9 protein-coding genes and 3 rRNA genes are annotated in these 18,251 nt (G+C 43.4%); 7 read left to right on the forward strand and 5 right to left on the reverse strand.

Annotated features, from left to right (window positions below; genetic code table 11):
- Positions 1 to 76: 76 nt before the first annotated feature.
- The gene (gene dbpA, locus J8Z28_RS00630; RefSeq protein WP_055199234.1) at positions 77 to 1,465 is read left to right on the forward strand and encodes an ATP-dependent RNA helicase DbpA; all 1,389 of its coding nucleotides are present in this window, start codon (positions 77 to 79) and stop codon (positions 1,463 to 1,465) included.
- A gap of 9 nt (positions 1,466 to 1,474) precedes the next feature.
- On the opposite strand, the gene J8Z28_RS00635 is transcribed toward dbpA, so the two are convergent.
- Positions 1,475 to 2,056, reverse strand: a complete 582-nt coding sequence (locus tag J8Z28_RS00635) for a DNA-J related domain-containing protein (RefSeq protein WP_062566228.1) — start codon at positions 2,054 to 2,056, stop codon at positions 1,475 to 1,477.
- Positions 2,057 to 2,214: 158 nt separating this feature from the next.
- Between J8Z28_RS00635 and J8Z28_RS00640 the strand changes: the two genes are divergently transcribed.
- Positions 2,215 to 5,049 carry a tetratricopeptide repeat protein gene (locus J8Z28_RS00640; protein WP_082710957.1) on the forward strand — a complete coding sequence of 945 codons (2,835 nt, stop codon included), beginning with the start codon at positions 2,215 to 2,217 and terminating at the stop codon, positions 5,047 to 5,049.
- On the opposite strand, the gene J8Z28_RS00645 is transcribed toward J8Z28_RS00640, so the two are convergent.
- The 3 genes from J8Z28_RS00645 to trxA all read right to left on the reverse strand — a co-directional run bounded on the left by J8Z28_RS00645 (position 5,022) and on the right by trxA (position 8,202).
- Entirely contained in the window at positions 5,022 to 6,272 is a 1,251-nt protein-coding gene (locus tag J8Z28_RS00645; RefSeq protein ID WP_062566227.1) for a methyl-accepting chemotaxis protein, read from the reverse strand. The two genes, J8Z28_RS00640 and J8Z28_RS00645, sit on opposite strands and share 28 nt — an antisense overlap.
- A 164-nt stretch (positions 6,273 to 6,436) precedes the next feature.
- Positions 6,437 to 7,696 (reverse strand): transcription termination factor Rho, encoded by a 1,260-nt coding sequence (gene rho, locus J8Z28_RS00650; protein WP_062566226.1) that lies wholly within the window; start codon positions 7,694 to 7,696, stop codon positions 6,437 to 6,439.
- A 179-nt stretch (positions 7,697 to 7,875) separates the two neighbouring features.
- Positions 7,876 to 8,202 (reverse strand): thioredoxin TrxA, encoded by a 327-nt coding sequence (trxA, locus tag J8Z28_RS00655; protein ID WP_054554679.1) that lies wholly within the window; start codon positions 8,200 to 8,202, stop codon positions 7,876 to 7,878.
- Positions 8,203 to 8,292: 90 nt separating this feature from the next.
- Here trxA and rhlB point away from each other — a divergent pair, with 90 nt between their 5' ends.
- From rhlB to rrf, 5 genes are all read left to right on the forward strand, one after another.
- Entirely contained in the window at positions 8,293 to 9,567 is a 1,275-nt protein-coding gene (gene rhlB, locus J8Z28_RS00660; RefSeq protein ID WP_054554680.1) for an ATP-dependent RNA helicase RhlB, read from the forward strand.
- 48 nt (positions 9,568 to 9,615) lie between these two features.
- Positions 9,616 to 11,109, forward strand: a complete 1,494-nt coding sequence (gene gppA, locus J8Z28_RS00665) for a guanosine-5'-triphosphate,3'-diphosphate diphosphatase (protein ID WP_062566225.1) — start codon at positions 9,616 to 9,618, stop codon at positions 11,107 to 11,109.
- A gap of 521 nt (positions 11,110 to 11,630) precedes the next feature.
- A 16S ribosomal RNA gene (locus J8Z28_RS00670) occupies positions 11,631 to 13,171 on the forward strand.
- Between the two features lie 278 nt (positions 13,172 to 13,449).
- Positions 13,450 to 16,332: ribosomal RNA gene (locus tag J8Z28_RS00675) — 23S ribosomal RNA — on the forward strand.
- A gap of 220 nt (positions 16,333 to 16,552) precedes the next feature.
- Positions 16,553 to 16,667: ribosomal RNA gene (gene rrf / locus J8Z28_RS00680) — 5S ribosomal RNA — on the forward strand.
- Together the 16S, 23S and 5S rRNA genes form the textbook arrangement of a ribosomal RNA operon.
- Positions 16,668 to 17,364: 697 nt before the next feature.
- Here rrf and J8Z28_RS00685 read toward each other — a convergent pair.
- A complete protein-coding gene (locus tag J8Z28_RS00685) occupies positions 17,365 to 18,213 on the reverse strand; it encodes a CZB domain-containing protein (protein ID WP_055199374.1) in 849 nt (282 codons plus the stop codon).
- Positions 18,214 to 18,251 lie beyond the last annotated feature (38 nt).

Raw genomic sequence — 18,251 nt, forward strand, 5'->3', positions numbered from 1 at the left:
AGAAACAGCACATTCTCTGCTATGATCCACAGCATCTTCGAGGATGTCCCTCAATTATCAAGTTTGGAATATTACTGTGACTGCTACTGCTTTTTCATCTTTGGCTTTGCCGCGAGAGTTAACCGATAACTTATCAACTTTAGGTTATACGCAAATGACGCCAGTGCAAGCGCAAAGTTTGCCAGTGATCTTGCAAGGCAAAGATATTATTGCCCAAGCCAAAACGGGGTCGGGTAAAACGGCTGCATTTAGTTTAGGTGTGCTGGCTAAGTTAAATGTGAAACGCTTTCGTATTCAGTCTCTCATTTTATGTCCAACCCGAGAGTTAGCAGAGCAAGTAGCTGAAGAAGTTCGTAAGCTTGCCCGTGGTATTCATAACATTAAAGTTTTAACTTTGTGTGGTGGTGTCTCTATTGGTCCACAAATTGGCTCATTAGAACATGGCGCACATATCATCGTTGGTACTCCTGGTCGTGTTGATGACCATATTCGCAAAGGCACATTGCGTTTAGATGATGTTGAGACCCTAGTGTTAGACGAAGCTGATCAAATGTTAGATATGGGCTTCCAAGATACCCTTGATGCTATTGTTGAGTGCATTCCTAACCAACGCCAAACATTATTGTTTAGTGCGACTTATCCAAAATCAATTGCTGCGATAGCTGAGCGAGTGCTTAGCAACCCAGAAATGATTAAGGTAGAAGAAGAGCAAACAAAAAGCACAATCAAGCAATACTTTTACAAGCTAGATAATAATAAACAGCGCTTTAATACATTGAAGCTGTTGTTATTGAAGTTCCAACCAGAAAGCTGTGTGGTTTTTTGTAACACCAAGGTTGAAACACAACAGATTTGTGATGATCTTTATGCTGAAGGGTTTAGTGCTGTTGCTTTACATGGTGATTTAGACCAACGTGAACGTGAGCGTACTTTAATCCGCTTTGCTAATAAAAGCGCCTGTATTCTTGTTGCAACGGATGTTGCCGCACGCGGCTTAGATATCAACGACATGGACATGGTAGTGAACTACCATCTAGCGCATGACCCTCAAACCCATGTACACCGTGTTGGCCGTACTGGTCGAGCAGGTAAAAAGGGTATTGCATGTTCTATTTATGGTGAAGCTGAGCAATTTAAAGTGGCACAAATTGGCGACCACTACGAGCGCGACTTTGACCCTGAACCAATTCCGCCATTTAGCTTGCTAGAAAAACCCGCTTATAAGCCAACCATGGCAACCATTATGATTGATGCTGGCAAGAAGCAAAAAATTCGTGCCGGTGATATTTTAGGAGCATTAACTGGTAAAGAGGGAATTGCCGGTCATCAGGTAGGTAAAATTAACGTACTTGATAATGTGGCCTTTATTGCTGTGGAGCGAGCTGCTGCAAAACCTGCATTACGTAAATTGACTGAAGGTAATATTAAAAAGCGCAAGATCCGTGCGCGACGTTTGAGCAGATAAATTGTTGAGTTATGAGCAGCTTGCTTTAAGTTGCTCATATTCGAGTTGTATTTTCTTAAACTCAATTGCACAGCCTTGGCGGTCTGGGTGGTGCTTTAGCGCCAGTTGTCGCCAACGCTTTTGTAACTGTTTTTCCGAAAAATCAGTAGGTAGCTGCCACGCCTGTTGTAATTCTAATAGCTGCTGCTGAGGTAATGAGTGAATGCCCTTGTTTGGGCTAAATGACGAAAAACGCTGCCAAAAATCAGTTAACAACGCATCTATTTCATCGCTCGTTGTATCAAAGTTTTGCCAATCTAAATAGTAATCCCGTAGTGGATCATGACTTTCTAATGCGTTACCCGTTTGCTTACTAACAAGTTCAATGTGAAGTGACGCAATCTGTAGATGTTGCTCAGGTGCAAGTTGTGCTTGTAGTTGATAAAGACCATTCATAACTAAAAAGTTGCGTTTAAACAGATCTTTTTGTGGGTCATTGTCTAATTGCTCTATTTTTCCTGATTCACTAAGTGCGCTGGCAAGCGTATGAACCTTCCAAATAGGCTGTTCCAAAAGAAGGTAAAAAATCTCATCAATCAGTGGGTTAACCATTGTTCGCAAGCCTATCTTTAGTGTAATCTACAGTGGTATACGCTATCACAGCTGCTTTTTTGAAACTACGCTAATGTTTTTAGATACTAGGGAATGCATTTAGCCGAGCTTAAATAACTTCATTTTCAGGCTAAGTTGATTTTAAGGGATTTCGCCATATGTTCACATCACTGCGTGTAAGCTTGCTCACTGCTTTATTGTTCAGCTGTAGTTTGTTTGGTTCGCAGTCTAGCTTTGCATCCACTTCGCTACTTGAGCAATTTAGTCAATCCGAGCAATGGCAAGAAAAGCAACAGCTTGCCAAAAAGCTGCTTAATCAAAGTACGACAAATCAAGAACTAAGCCTCGATATATACATGCAGCTTGCCGACTTTGCTTTAGATAAAGGTAATTTCTCTGCGGCGGTAAAAAACTACCAATTGGCAGAGCAAGCAACTAGTTTTACAGCAACGCCAAATCGCTACTTTCGTAGCCTAAAAATGCAAGGCGTCACTTATTATTATCAAGGCTTGATGCAACAAGCGGTGCTTGCTTATAGCAAGGCATTAAGTGTTGCAGAAAAACTACCAGAGCCAATTGCCGAAGCAAACCTACTCAGTAATATTGGCCTTGCTTACTTTGACATGTTCAATATGGATCAAGCACTTAAATATTACAAAGAAGCGAAAGAAATATATGAAGAGTATGGTAGCGAGCAAGATAAAGCCGATATTTTACACAATATAGCGGGTATTTATATTCGTTTGTCGAGCTATGATATTGCGCTTGATATGTATAGAGAAACGCTAGAGATTTTCCAAAAATTAGGTGATGAAGATGGCGTCGCTCAGTCGTATGGCAATATGGGAGTGGCTTACTCAGAGCTTGGCCAGTATCAACTTTCTTTACACTACTATCAGCGTGCCTTGCGCTACTACCAAGAAACGAATAACGCTTACTTTCTCTCTTCACGCCACACTAATATCGCTAATGTGTATCTTCGCACCGGTGATTTAGAGCTTGCCTTAAGTCATGCAGAAAAAGCAGTTGAGTTTGCAAAAAAAATTGATAATAAAACATTAGAGCTGGCTGGCTTATTGTCACAAGCAAAAATCGAGTTATTACAAGGAAAGCTCACTGAAGCTGAGGCCACTCTGACTACCTCAGTTTTTATGGCTAAACAATATAAAGATGATTTGAGAGTACAAGACGGCGCCGGAATGATGGCCCTAATTAAGTCAGGTAAGGGTGACTATGCAGCAGCCGTTGCTAGTTTTGATGAGTTTGTTCGCGCTTTCAAAAGCGAGCAAAGCCTAAAATTATTAAAGTCTATGGGTGAGCTGCAAAGCCAAATCCAAGCAAGTCAGCTTAATCAAGAAATTGTTGAATTAAAGCAGCTACAGAATGTGCAAGAGCTCGAAATGTCTAAACAACGTCAGTTGGGCATTATGCTATTTATCTTGTTTGTGATGATAGTGGTGACGGGTATTACTATTTATCGCCGTAATATTGAAAAAGGGGCAAAAGAGCAACTTTCGTTAATGGTTGCTAAACGCACCAAAGAGCTTGAAGAAACCGCAGATCAACTACGCAGCGCTAATGAAATTAAAAGTCAGTTTTTAGCAAATATTAGCCATGAAATTCGTACACCTTTAACTGCAATCCTAGGCCAAACCGATAATCTTATGAATGGTTATTATAAACCAGAGCAGTTAAACGATGAGCTGGCTGTTATTCAAAAACAAAGCGATCACTTAAAAGAGCTGATTAATGACGTACTTGATATCAGTAAAATCGAAGCTAACAAGCTAGAGTTAAGCCTAAAGGAAGGTGATTTAGTTCGATTACTTACTGATGTTCATTCTATGCTTAGTGGTCAAGCTAAAGATAAAGGGCTTAACTTTTCATTTCATAATGAGCTTGGCGAACAGTTTTACAGTCAGCTCGACTTTACCCGCATTAAACAGATTCTTATCAACCTATGTGCCAATGCAATTAAGTTCACTAATCAAGGTGAAGTAGAGTTAAAAGTCTATAAAGTTGAGCAAGGCGTATGGTTTCGTGTAACTGACACCGGTATTGGTATGAACGCTGAGCAGCTTAAGCAAATCTTTGAATGTTTTAGACAAGGCGACAATAGCATCAGCCGTCGCTTTGGGGGCACCGGGCTTGGTTTAAGCCTATCGCAACAGCTTGCGATGATGATGGGCGGCTATATCAGTGTTGAAAGTGAGCTAAATAAAGGCAGCATATTTTCGTTTTACTTGCCGTGTAAAGAGCATACACCAAGCACGGAAACAGTTGAGCTTGCAAAGTATGTCCAGCCAGCAACAAAAGGCTTGTCTGGAAAAGTGCTACTTGCTGAAGATCATCCCGATAACCGCCGTTTAATTTCTCGTTATTTAGAGTCAATGGGCCTTGAGGTTATTGCGGTAGAAAATGGTGAGCAAGCTGTAGAGCATTGTCTAAAGGAATTCCCTGATGTGGTGCTGCTCGATATTCAAATGCCAGTGTTAGATGGCTTAAATGCACTCAAGCTACTACAAGAGTGTGGCTTTACCCAGCCTGTATATGCATTAACTGCCAATGCAATTAGCCACGAAATCGACAGTTACCTTGAAGCTGGTTTTACAGGTTACCTTGCTAAACCGATTGATAAAAAAGTGTTTTACACGCAACTTGCTAAGCATTGCAAAAAAGACAGTGCCACAACTAAGTCCCAGCATGATATGAGTGACTTAGTGGCAAGCTTTATCAATAGCTTTGAGCATGAAAGCGCATTAATACAACAGCACCTTGCAGCTTATGAATTGTTTAATTTACAGCAGGATGCTCACCGTATAGGTGGCGCGGCTAAAATGTTTGAGTTAGATGACGTTGCGATGAGTGCCATGGCACTTGAGTCGGCGTTAAAGCAAGATAAACTGACTGATTTAACAAGCTTAGTTGCTCAACTACTTGAGCAACTACATAATGCTTCGGTTGATCAAAACAGTTCAATATCACCGTCTTGAATTTTTTCAATTTCTTGATTGGTATCGAAGCGTGAGCGATCGATGCGCTGTTCGTGATCGGTTTCTGGTGGTGTAATATGAAACATCGAAAGCTTATCGTCTAAGGTATGGGCAAGGCGAACCAAGTCTTTACTCGATACAGCTTGTATTTGTGAACTTGAAAGTGCATCGGAATTGAGCTCAACCATTGCATCAATACTGGTTTGTGCTTCATCTGACATTTGGCTTTGCATCGCCACCTGCTCATGAACACTCTCAGAAAACGCATTAATTTCTAGCATCGCTTGTTCAATTTTATTGGTTTCTTTAGTTGATGCCTCAGATAGCTCAACCGTGCGCTCGGTTTCTTTCAGTGCGGTTTGCATTAATTGATATGCTTGCTCTGTACTGTGCTGAATTTTAGCTACCATCTCACGCACTTCTTGTGTTGATTTACTGGTGCGGGCAGCCAGGTTTCTTACTTCATCAGCGACTACCGCAAAGCCACGCCCTTGCTCGCCAGCACGCGCAGCTTCAATAGCAGCATTTAGCGCAAGTAAATTAGTTTGTTCGGCAATACTATTGATAACATCAATAACTGAGCCAATCGCATCACTATCTTGCTTAAGTAAAATAATCTGCTCACTCGTCAGGTTAATATTATCGGCAAGCTTGATAAGACTCGCCTGGCTTTTATCTGTGTCTAAACGGGTTTGTTGTACTGATTTGGTGGCATCAGATACTGAATTAAAAATTTGTTCTAAACTTCTATCTAGCTCTTTCGATACTTCAATGGTGCGGGTAATGGTATCTGCTAAATCAATACCATGAGCATCTTGTATGGTGGCTTTTTGAGTCATCGATGCATAGGTATCACGAAGTGCGTCAGCCATAGGTAATAAGCGGGCAGATGACGAGTATATTTCGCCAAGCATGTGCTCAACCATCGTCAGGCTTGCATTGAGGGCATGACAAGCTTGTGGTAATTGACGATCATTTTCGTCAAAACGGAAAGTGAAATCGATGCCCTTTTCAGAAGTAATCTGCTTAACAAAGTAGCTTAAATGATCTTGTTGCTTTTTATCCGTTGTATAAACAAAAGCAATCAAAGCTAGCCATGGAATGATTACAACAAGTGTAAGCACAGCCATAGCAGTAGTAGAAATATCAAATACAGTAAAACTAGCAATACAACTAAGTAAGCTTACTAAGAATAGAGCTACAGCTACTTTAATGCGAGTCATTGAGGGGAGTCCTTACCTTTTAATCCTATAATGTATAGAACAAATTTCTATTTATTACCAATAAACTTATTCTGTAAAAGTATAACTTTTAAGGTGTTATGTCCTTAGTTTTACGCAAAAAAAATGCCTGTATTAAACAGGCATTTTTTAAAAACTAGTAATAGTTACTGACGTTTCATTGAGTCAAAGAATTCATCATTGGTTTTGCTCATTGAAAGCTTATCAATTAAGAATTCCATGGCATCAATTTCTGACATCTCATGAACGATCTTACGTAAGATCCACATCTTCTGAAGTTCATCAGGTTTAGTGAGTAACTCTTCGCGACGCGTACCTGAGCGGTTAAAATCAATCGCTGGGAATACACGCTTTTCAGCAATCTTACGATTTAAGTGTAATTCCATGTTACCAGTACCTTTGAACTCTTCGTAGATAACTTCGTCCATCTTCGAACCAGTATCGATAAGAGCCGTTGCGATAATTGTTAAGCTACCGCCTTCTTCTACGTTACGAGCTGCACCAAAGAAACGCTTAGGTTTATGTAATGCGTTTGCATCAACACCACCGGTTAATACCTTACCTGATGATGGGATTACGGTATTGTAGGCACGGGCAAGACGTGTGATTGAATCAAGTAAGATAACCACGTCTTTTTTGTGCTCAACTAGGCGCTTCGCTTTTTCAATTACCATTTCAGCAACTTGAACGTGACGGCTTGCCGGCTCATCAAACGTTGATGCAATTACTTCACCTTTAACAAGGCGCTGCATTTCTGTAACTTCTTCTGGACGTTCGTCGATTAGAAGAACCATAAGCTCACAATCAGGCTGGTTATAGCTGATTGATTGCGCAATGTTTTGCAGTAGCATCGTTTTACCCGCTTTTGGCGGAGCAACGATAAGCGCACGCTGGCCTTTACCAATTGGTGAAGCTAAATCAAGTACACGTGCTGTGATGTCTTCAGTACTACCGTTACCACGCTCCATACGTAAACGTTCGTTTGCGTGTAGTGGGGTAAGGTTTTCAAATAGGATTTTTGTGCGAGAATTTTCAGGTTTGTCGAAGTTTACTTCATTTACTTTTAATAGTGCGAAGTAACGTTCACCGTCTTTAGGTGGACGAATAAGGCCTGAAATTGAGTCACCAGTACGCATGCTGAATCGACGGATTTGACTCGGTGATACATAAATATCATCTGGACCGGCTAAGTAAGATGCTTCTGATGATCTTAAGAAACCAAAACCATCTTGTAAGATCTCTAGTACACCGCCGCCATAGATGTTTTCACCGCTTTTAGCGTGCGCTTTAAGGATGGCGAAAATAATGTCTTGTTTTCTTAAACGGGCTACGTTTTCGAGCCCCATGGACTCAGCTAAGTTTACAAGCTCTTTGATAGACTTGTCTTTTAATTCGCGTAAATGCATATTGGTGGGTTCTTTATTACAATTGTCATACTCAAAATCATCGTTTGATACATGAGTGAGGTTTGTTGGTATAACTAAGGATTAGTTGGCTTTATAAACTAGCAGGTCACTAGCAAGGCGTCCAGTCTTTAAACAAAATAAAGCTAAAAAAAGGGCAAAAAGCCCTTTTTATATTTTCATTAGATGTTGTTTTCTAAAAACTCTACTAATTGAGTTTTAGAAAGTGCCCCAACTTTAGTTGCTGCAACTTGACCATCTTTGAAAAGAAGTAATGTAGGGATACCACGGATACCAAACTTTGGTGGTGTGCCTGCATTTTGGTCGATGTTAAGTTTACCAACGGTAACTCGGCCATCAAACTCGCCAGCTACTTCGTCAAGAATAGGGGCGATCATTTTACAAGGTCCGCACCATTCAGCCCAAAAATCAACAAGTACAGGTTTGTCTGATTGTAGTACGTCAGCTTCAAAGCTATCGTCAGTTAATTGAATAATTTTCTCGCTCATTGCGATCTCCGATTAGTTAGGCGAAATATTTAATGCGTATTTAAACACTCTTGTTTCTTATTGCAAGTTTAAACGTTATGCTTAAACGCTATGACTAAGACACATTTGACCGATAAAAAGTTTTCAGACTTTGCTATCGCACCGGAAGTGGTTGCCGGTTTAACCGAAAATGGGTTTGAATATTGCACACCCATTCAAGCTAAATGCCTACCTTTTATTTGTGAAGGCCGCGATATTGCGGGCCAAGCGCAAACAGGTACGGGCAAAACGTTGGCGTTTTTAACTGCCACGTGCCATCGGTTATTACAATCTAGCAAAGCATCTAGTAAACATCCAAGAGCCCTGATCATGGCCCCAACAAGGGAGCTGGCGATTCAGATACACAAAGATGCAAAAATTTTAGCGCCACACTGTAATCTTAACTTAGGATTAGTATATGGTGGCGAAGATTACGAAAAACAACGTGCACAACTAGAAAAAGGCGTTGATATTTTAATTGGTACTACTGGACGCCTAATCGATTTATATAAACAGGGCTGTTATACCCTCAATGAAATCGAGGTTGTAGTACTTGATGAAGCAGATCGTATGTTCGATTTAGGCTTTATAAAAGATATTCGTTATATGTTTAGACGTATGCCAGAAACCTCTGAGCGACTAAACCTATTATTTTCTGCAACCTTGTCATATCGTGTGCAGGAATTAGCGTTTGAACATATGACTAACCCAGAGCACGTACAAGTTGAACCTGATGTAAAAACAGGTAAGCGTATTCAAGAAGAGCTATTCCATCCATCACAAGATGACAAAATTAAGTTACTGTTAACTTTAATTGAAGAAGAATGGCCAGATAAAGCGATTGTGTTTGCAAATACGAAACACAGTTGTGAAAATGTTTATGCATGGATGAAAGCCGATGGTCACCGAGTTGGATTATTAACCGGTGATGTAAACCAGAAAAAGCGTCAATCAATTTTGGCTCAATTTACCAAAGGCGATTTAGACTTTTTAGTAGCAACAGACGTTGCAGCTCGTGGTTTACATATCCCAGAAGTAAGTCATGTATTTAATTTTGATTTGCCAGATGATTGTGAAGACTATGTACACCGTATTGGTCGTACCGGACGTGCTGGTGCATCAGGACACGCTATTAGCTTTGCCTGTGAACAGTATGCCTATAATCTCCACGAAATTGAGCAATATATAGAACACAGCATTCCATTATCACATTATGATAAAAGTGCATTGCTTGATGATTTAACTAAGCCTACTATTCAGAAAAAGCGGAACTATTCTACAGGCCCACGTAATCGTAATAACAACGGACGTCGACCAAATAATAGTTACCAGAAATCACGGTCGTAATAAACGACCGTTGTTGAAGACTTAGTAGTAACTAGAGGTTTTTGAACGGTGGGGCAACTTCAACCGCAAAAAAATGTGTATGCAGTAATCGACTTAGGATCAAATAGCTTTCATATGCTGATCGCTAAATCGATTGCTGGCGGTCTACAAACGATCGGTCGAGTCAAACGTAAAGTAAGGCTTGCTGCAGGGCTTGATGAAAACAACGTCCTTAGCACTGAAGCCATGCAACGAGGTTGGGAATGCCTAGCCTTGTTTGCTGAACGTCTGCAAGACATACCACAGAAAAACATCACAATTGTTGCGACCGCAACTTTACGTCTTGCTAGCAATGCTGATGTATTCAAGCATAAAGCTGAACAGATCCTTGGTCATAAAATCAATGTTATCAGCGGTGAGCTAGAAGCTAAGACAATCTATAAAGGCGTGGCGCACACCTCAGCTTGCAGCGGTAAACAACTGGTTATCGATATTGGCGGAGCCAGTACCGAAGTTGTTATCGGTCAGGGCTTTGATGCACTTCATTATAAAAGCCTGCATATGGGCTGTGTTACCTTCCTAGAACGCTACTTCAAAGATCAAAAGCTCAGTAACGAAAACTTTGCTGCTGCAATTAAAGCGGCAAGTGAAGTGGTTGCAGAAATTGTCGATGAATACCAAGCAACCGGATGGCAAATTGCGAGCGGTGCGTCAGGCACAGTGCAAGCGATTCAAGAGATAATGGTTGCACAAAACCAAGATGAGCTTTTAACGCTTGATAAACTTATCGCTATTAAAGAGCAATCAGTGCAATTTGAAACGATTGCTGATCTTGAGCTTCCAGGCTTGAGTGAAGAGCGTCGTCTAGTGTTTGTTTCTGGCCTCGCTATATTGATCGCCTTGTTTGAATCTCTAGATATAAAACAAATGGGTCTTGCTCGCGGTGCATTGCGTGAAGGTGTTTTATATAGCATGGTGCCAGAGCTTCATAACCACGACATCCGCAAGCGTACAGTTGATGGTTTAATGAATCGCTATCATGTAGATCAAAAACAGGCTTGTCGGGTTGCGCAACTTGCAGAGCAGTTGGCAAAAAGCGTGATGGGGCAATGGCAATCAATCGATGAAAATGCAATTGCATTGCTAAGAACAGTAGCAAAATTGCACGAGATTGGCTTACTAATAGAGTACAAGCTTTATCATAAGCACACAGCTTACATTATAGAAAACACTGATATGCCAGGTTTCTCGCAATCTGAGCATAAACTAATTACCGCTGTTGCTTGTGAGCATCGCGCTGATCTTGTTAAAAACAGTTTTGCTCACTTGGGCTGTCATCAAGTACTCGCTGAATGCTTAACAAGGGTAGTGCGGATCGCTGTGATCTTATCAATGCGTCGCCAAGATGATGTACTACCAGCGATTGATCTCAGTGTTAATGAAAACACCCTCACACTGACATTTGATGGTGATTGGTTAAAATATCACCCATTAATGGCCAGTGAACTGCAACTAGAGTCCAAGCTACAAGCAAAAGTAGGTTGGAAGCTCATAGTAAAATAACGTTAAAAGGCCCTTTAGGGCCTTTTTTAGTGCTATTTTTACCCGTTTCGTTCGTAATTTGCGCGAACAGTCATTTTTTTCATAAAAACTTCAAAAAACAGTTGATCTCAATTCGGATCTCCCTATAATGCACATCCACCGACACGGCGGACTGCTTACAAAAAAGCAAAACGACGAGTTGGTTGAGTCAAGTAAGACTGAGTTTTGAAAAAATAAACTTTTCTCAAAATTAAGTGTTGACAAAATTAACGGCTTGCGTAGAATGCACAGCCCTTGAGACGCGAAAGTATCTCAAACGTTCTTTAACAATATAAAGCAATCATCTGTGTGGGCACTCGTACAGATTGAGTTCTAACAGCGAAGCTTAGTTTACTAAGTAACGCAAACAAATTTAGAGCCTCAATTTAACTGAGTGACCAACGGAAACAAGTTTACTTGTTTCAGCACAGTCAATTCGATATCGAAAGATATCAAAATTCAGAATTCATTGAGCACGAAACTTCGGTTTCAAAAAAAACTTTTAATTGAAGAGTTTGATCATGGCTCAGATTGAACGCTGGCGGCAGGCCTAACACATGCAAGTCGAGCGGTAACAGAGAGTAGCTTGCTACTTTGCTGACGAGCGGCGGACGGGTGAGTAATGCTTGGGAATATGCCTTATGGTGGGGGACAACAGTTGGAAACGACTGCTAATACCGCATGATGTCTACGGACCAAAGTGGGGGACCTTCGGGCCTCACGCCATAAGATTAGCCCAAGTGGGATTAGCTAGTTGGTGAGGTAATGGCTCACCAAGGCGACGATCCCTAGCTGGTTTGAGAGGATGATCAGCCACACTGGGACTGAGACACGGCCCAGACTCCTACGGGAGGCAGCAGTGGGGAATATTGCACAATGGGCGCAAGCCTGATGCAGCCATGCCGCGTGTGTGAAGAAGGCCTTCGGGTTGTAAAGCACTTTCAGTAAGGAGGAAAGGTTAAGTGTTAATAGCGCTTAGCTGTGACGTTACTTACAGAAGAAGCACCGGCTAACTCCGTGCCAGCAGCCGCGGTAATACGGAGGGTGCGAGCGTTAATCGGAATTACTGGGCGTAAAGCGTACGCAGGCGGTTTGTTAAGCGAGATGTGAAAGCCCCGGGCTCAACCTGGGAACTGCATTTCGAACTGGCAAACTAGAGTGTGATAGAGGGTGGTAGAATTTCAGGTGTAGCGGTGAAATGCGTAGAGATCTGAAGGAATACCGATGGCGAAGGCAGCCACCTGGGTCAACACTGACGCTCATGTACGAAAGCGTGGGGAGCAAACAGGATTAGATACCCTGGTAGTCCACGCCGTAAACGATGTCTACTAGAAGCTCGGGTCTTCGGACTTGTTTTTCAAAGCTAACGCATTAAGTAGACCGCCTGGGGAGTACGGCCGCAAGGTTAAAACTCAAATGAATTGACGGGGGCCCGCACAAGCGGTGGAGCATGTGGTTTAATTCGATGCAACGCGAAGAACCTTACCTACACTTGACATACAGAGAGCTTACCAGAGATGGTTTGGTGCCTTCGGGAACTCTGATACAGGTGCTGCATGGCTGTCGTCAGCTCGTGTTGTGAGATGTTGGGTTAAGTCCCGCAACGAGCGCAACCCCTATCCTTAGTTGCCAGCGATTCGGTCGGGAACTCTAAGGAGACTGCCGGTGATAAACCGGAGGAAGGTGGGGACGACGTCAAGTCATCATGGCCCTTACGTGTAGGGCTACACACGTGCTACAATGGCGCATACAGAGTGCTGCGAACCTGCGAGGGTAAGCGAATCACTTAAAGTGCGTCGTAGTCCGGATTGGAGTCTGCAACTCGACTCCATGAAGTCGGAATCGCTAGTAATCGCGTATCAGAATGACGCGGTGAATACGTTCCCGGGCCTTGTACACACCGCCCGTCACACCATGGGAGTGGGTTGCTCCAGAAGTGGATAGTCTAACCTTCGGGAGGACGTTCACCACGGAGTGATTCATGACTGGGGTGAAGTCGTAACAAGGTAGCCCTAGGGGAACCTGGGGCTGGATCACCTCCTTATACGATTTAGAACTTATTTGTTCGTAGTGTCCACACAGATGATTGTTAGTTAGCTAAACCGTTTGGTTTAACTAATTAATATGCTCTTTAAAAATTTGGAAAGCTGATATTAAAATTCTTATAGATATTCGTATCTATAAAGAGTTTTCAAAAGTAAAAAATATGCCATTAATCGAAAGATTAATTGGTATCTACTTTAGTATTCTCATCATTATTTGATGAATTAACTTCTGGCGAAGTTAACAGCTGTCACTAACAAAGACCCGTTTGGGTTGTATGGTTAAGTGACTAAGCGTACACGGTGGATGCCTTGGCAGTTGGAGGCGATGAAGGACGTATTAACTTGCGATAAGCCTAGTCAAGCTAGTAAAAAGCGCTTGAGACTAGGATTTCCGAATGGGGAAACCCACCTGCTTGCAGGTATCTTGCACTGAATACATAGGTGTAAGAGGCGAACGCGGAGAACTGAAACATCTAAGTACCCGTAGGAACAGAAATCAACCGAGATTCCGGAAGTAGCGGCGAGCGAAACCGGACCAGCCCTTAAGCTTATTATGTGTTAGTGGAACATTCTGGAAAGTTTGACGATACAGGGTGATAGTCCCGTACACGAAAATGCATCTTAAGTGAAATCGAGTAGGTCGGAGCACGTGAAACTTTGACTGAATATAGGTGGACCATCATCTAAGGCTAAATACTCCCAACTGACCGATAGTGAACCAGTACCGTGAGGGAAAGGCGAAAAGAACCCCTGTGAGGGGAGTGAAATAGAACCTGAAACCGTGTACGTACAAGCAGTAGGAGCCCTTCGAGGGTGACTGCGTACCTTTTGTATAATGGGTCAGCGACTTATATTTTGTAGCGAGGTTAACCGATTAGGGTAGCCGTAGGGAAACCGAGTCTTAACTGGGCGTATAGTTGCAAGGTATAGACCCGAAACCCGGTGATCTAGCCATGGGCAGGTTGAAGGTTGAGTAACATCAACTGGAGGACCGAACCCACTAACGTTGAAAAGTTAGGGGATGACCTGTGGCTAGGAGTGAAAGGCTAATCAAACCGGGAGATAGCTGGTTCTCCCCGAAATCTATTTAGGTAGAGCCTCGGACGAATACTTACGGGGGTAGAGCACTGTTAAGGCTAGGGGGTCATCCCGACTTACCAACCCTTTGCAAACTCCGAATACCGTAAAGTACTATCCGGGAGACACACGGCGGGTGCTAACGTCCGTCGTGAAGAGGGAAACAACCCAGACCGCCAGCTAAGGTCCCAAAGTCATAGTTAAGTGGGAAACGATGTGGAAAGGCCCAGACAGCCAGGAGGTTGGCTTAGAAGCAGCCATCCTTTAAAGAAAGCGTAATAGCTCACTGGTCGAGTCGGTCTGCGCGGAAGATGTAACGGGGCTAAACTATGCACCGAAGCTGCGGATTCATACTTTGTATGAGTGGTAGGGGAGCGTTCTGTAAGCCGTTGAAGGTGTACCGGGAGGTATGCTGGAGGTATCAGAAGTGCGAATGCTGACATGAGTAACGATAATGCGGGTGAAAAACCCGCACGCCGGAAGACCAAGGGTTCCTATCCCATGTTAATCAGGGTAGGGTAAGTCGACCCCTAAGGCGAGGCCGAAAGGCGTAGTCGATGGGAAACGGGTTAATATTCCCGTACTTGGTATAATTGCGATGGGGGGACGGAGCAGGCTAAACAAGCATGGCGTTGGTTGTCCATGTGAAAGTGAGTAGGTTGAGAGTTTAGGAAAATCCGGACTCTTAAGACTGAGACACGAGACGAGCACCCAAGGGTGTGAAGTTGTTGATGCCATACTTCCAGGAAAAGCCTCTAAGCTTCAGATTATACCGAATCGTACCCCAAACCGACACAGGTGGTCAGGTAGAGAATACTAAGGCGCTTGAGAGAACTCGGGTGAAGGAACTAGGCAAAATTGTACCGTAACTTCGGGAGAAGGTACGCTCCTATCTGTGATGAGACTTGCTCTCTAAGCGGACGGGAGCCGCAGTGACCAGGTGGCTGGGACTGTTTATTAAAAACACAGCACTGTGCAAAATCGCAAGATGACGTATACGGTGTGACACCTGCCCGGTGCCGGAAGGTTAATTGATGGGGTTAGTTTTCGGACGAAGCTCTTGATCGAAGCCCCGGTAAACGGCGGCCGTAACTATAACGGTCCTAAGGTAGCGAAATTCCTTGTCGGGTAAGTTCCGACCTGCACGAATGGTGTAACCATGGCCACGCTGTCTCCACCCGAGACTCAGTGAAATTGAAATCGCAGTGAAGATGCTGTGTACCCGCGGCTAGACGGAAAGACCCCGTGAACCTTTACTACAGCTTGGCACTGAACATTGACCCTACATGTGTAGGATAGGTGGGAGGCTTTGAAGCAGAGACGCTAGTCTTTGTGGAGCCGTCCTTGAAATACCACCCTTGTAGTGTTGATGTTCTAACGTTGGTCCCTAATCGGGATTACGGACAGTGCCTGGTGGGTAGTTTGACTGGGGCGGTCTCCTCCCAAAGAGTAACGGAGGAGCACGAAGGTTGGCTAAGTACGGTCGGACATCGTACGGTTAGTGTAATGGTAGAAGCCAGCTTAACTGCGAGACAGACACGTCGAGCAGGTACGAAAGTAGGTCATAGTGATCCGGTGGTTCTGAATGGAAGGGCCATCGCTCAACGGATAAAAGGTACTCCGGGGATAACAGGCTGATACCGCCCAAGAGTTCATATCGACGGCGGTGTTTGGCACCTCGATGTCGGCTCATCACATCCTGGGGCTGAAGTCGGTCCCAAGGGTATGGCTGTTCGCCATTTAAAGTGGTACGCGAGCTGGGTTTAGAACGTCGTGAGACAGTTCGGTCCCTATCTGCCGTGGGCGTTTGAGAATTGAGAGGGGTTGCTCCTAGTACGAGAGGACCGGAGTGAACGAACCGCTGGTGTTCGGGTTGTCATGCCAATGGCACTGCCCGGTAGCTACGTTCGGAACTGATAAGCGCTGAAAGCATCTAAGCGCGAAGCAGGCCTCGAGATGAGTTCTCACTAGACTTTTAAAGTCTCTGAAGGGCCGTTGAAGACTACAACGTTGATAGGCAGGATGTGGAAGTGGTGCGAGCCATTAAGCTAACCTGTACTAATTACCCGTGAGGCTTAACCATACAACGCCAAACGCGTTTTATGACAGCGTAACAGACAGAAGTTAAGAAACTAAAGTAGATTTTACGAAGCTGTAAGCCATAAGCTTTAAGCTGTAAGAAAATATCAGATTTCCAGATTTATGTAGGGTGAACCGCAACGCTTAACGCGAAATCAGTTCACCTTGCGCAAAGGACTCGTAAGCGCTACGCGCTTTGTCGAGAATCCTTTCCACGCCTTTTGCTTGGTGACAATAGCGTTTTGGACCCACCTGACCCCATGCCGAACTCAGTAGTGAAACGAAACAGCGCCGATGATAGTGTAGCAGCTGCTATGTGAAAGTAGGTCATCGCCAGGCTCCAAATAAGAGAAAGCCCGATTCGAAAGAGTCGGGCTTTTTTGCGTCTAGAGCTATCCATACAACGTGCCCTATTCATTCTTCAGGTAGGTTGGGTAGAGCGCAGCGAAACCCAACGAGTTAGCGAGTTGCTAGTTAGCAAGGGTAAAGTTGAACTGTGGTGTTGTTTAGTACAGAGTCACCCTCAGCAACAAACCCCGTAGGAGGCACTTCAGTGCCGAATCAGACCATAACAAACACATTCACGGCTAAATAGTTAGCGAGTTGTTAGTTAGCAAGGGTAAAGTTGAACTGTTGGTTTGTTTAGTACAGAGTCACCCTCAGCAACAAACTCCGTAGGGGGACTTCAGTGCCAAATAGACAAGAGACGTCAGATAATAGATGTTAGTTGATCTTCCGGGTTGTTATGTAACTGAGTCACCCTCAGCAACAACCCCCGTAGGAGGCACTTCAGTGCCGAATCTAGACCAAAAAATATATTCATGGCTAAAGCCATTCCTACAAGTACACTTTGCCTAGAACCTAGAACCTTCGTTAGAGGAAGACGCAGCACCAAACACCCACACCTCGCGGCTGATCGCTGACGGCTGAAAGCTGATAGCTCTGCCTTGGGTTTCGCTGCGCTCTACCCAACCTACGCCAGACCTTTCAACTTTCCCCTCACTAACTTTACTCTTTCTAACTCGCTAACTAGGGACTAAAAAAGCCCATACTCTTCGGTTTCTTCTGCTTCGTGGCGCATGAGGTGCTCTGGGCGGAAGATGGCACTTGGGTCTAATAATAAGCTGTGTTTATGCTTCATTTTGATTAGTCCGCGCATCATGTTTTTAGTTTGCGGATCAACATCAAAACCAACCGAGGTAAGTTGGTCTAACGGTTTGATGTCTTCTTTTTTTACGTTGATATTGTCTTCTACTTTGTCGACTAGAAGGCCTATATGAGGTGTTACGCCGTCTTTTGTGGTGAAGATGATGATTGGCTTGTAATCAAGAATGATCTGCTCACGTGCCGATTCAAACAATCTAATAAGCTGGTTGAATGTTTGGCGCTTTTTCTCTGCAAATAGGCTAATCACCTTGTCGTGAGGTTGGCTTTTTTGCAATTCTAATAACTCACCGGCCATAGCATGTAATTCACGGTGTGGCTTATCAAACTTGGCTAAGATACTTTGTAAGTCTTCGTTATCGGTTTCAAAGTTGTTATACCAACGACCGAATGCACATTTGTCTGGATCTGTGGCTTTTGTAAAAGGTGCACCTGTCACTAAGCTATTTTCTAAGGCATCTAGCCAATCTAAATGGTCTTTTTCTCTTTCGACTAAAAGGTCGGATAATTCGGCATTGGTCTCTTTGGTTGAGTGATTGTTTAATACAATTCCTAAATCAAAGATAGGCGTTGGGGTTTCCATATAATCTTTAACCCCAATGAAGCTTTTATTTTCATTTGGCAACGACGTTAAATTTCCTTCGTAACGCTCAGTTAGAAGAATATCGAGAATTTTTAGTGAAATGGTCTTTTGGCCAACTCGAAAATTAATCAGATCCATATTTCCCTCAAAGCCTTGTTAAGTCTCTATAGCATAGA

It is taken from the genome of Pseudoalteromonas sp. SCSIO 43088 (assembly GCF_023650795.1).
Classification (GTDB): domain Bacteria; phylum Pseudomonadota; class Gammaproteobacteria; order Enterobacterales; family Alteromonadaceae; genus Pseudoalteromonas; species Pseudoalteromonas shioyasakiensis.

Bases quoted from the DNA above. Each gene is read 5' to 3' on its own strand.
- J8Z28_RS00635 (WP_062566228.1), bottom strand. From the start codon at position 2,056: ATGGTTAACCCACTGATTGATGAGATTTTTTACCTTCTTTTGGAACAG.
- J8Z28_RS00640 (WP_082710957.1), top strand. From the start codon at position 2,215: ATGTTCACATCACTGCGTGTAAGCTTGCTCACTGCTTTATTGTTCAGC.
- J8Z28_RS00645 (WP_062566227.1), bottom strand. From the start codon at position 6,272: ATGACTCGCATTAAAGTAGCTGTAGCTCTATTCTTAGTAAGCTTACTT.
- rho (WP_062566226.1), bottom strand. From the start codon at position 7,696: ATGCATTTACGCGAATTAAAAGACAAGTCTATCAAAGAGCTTGTAAAC.
- trxA (WP_054554679.1), bottom strand. From the start codon at position 8,202: ATGAGCGAGAAAATTATTCAATTAACTGACGATAGCTTTGAAGCTGAC.
- rhlB (WP_054554680.1), top strand. From the start codon at position 8,293: ATGACTAAGACACATTTGACCGATAAAAAGTTTTCAGACTTTGCTATC.
- J8Z28_RS00685 (WP_055199374.1), bottom strand. From the start codon at position 18,213: ATGGATCTGATTAATTTTCGAGTTGGCCAAAAGACCATTTCACTAAAA.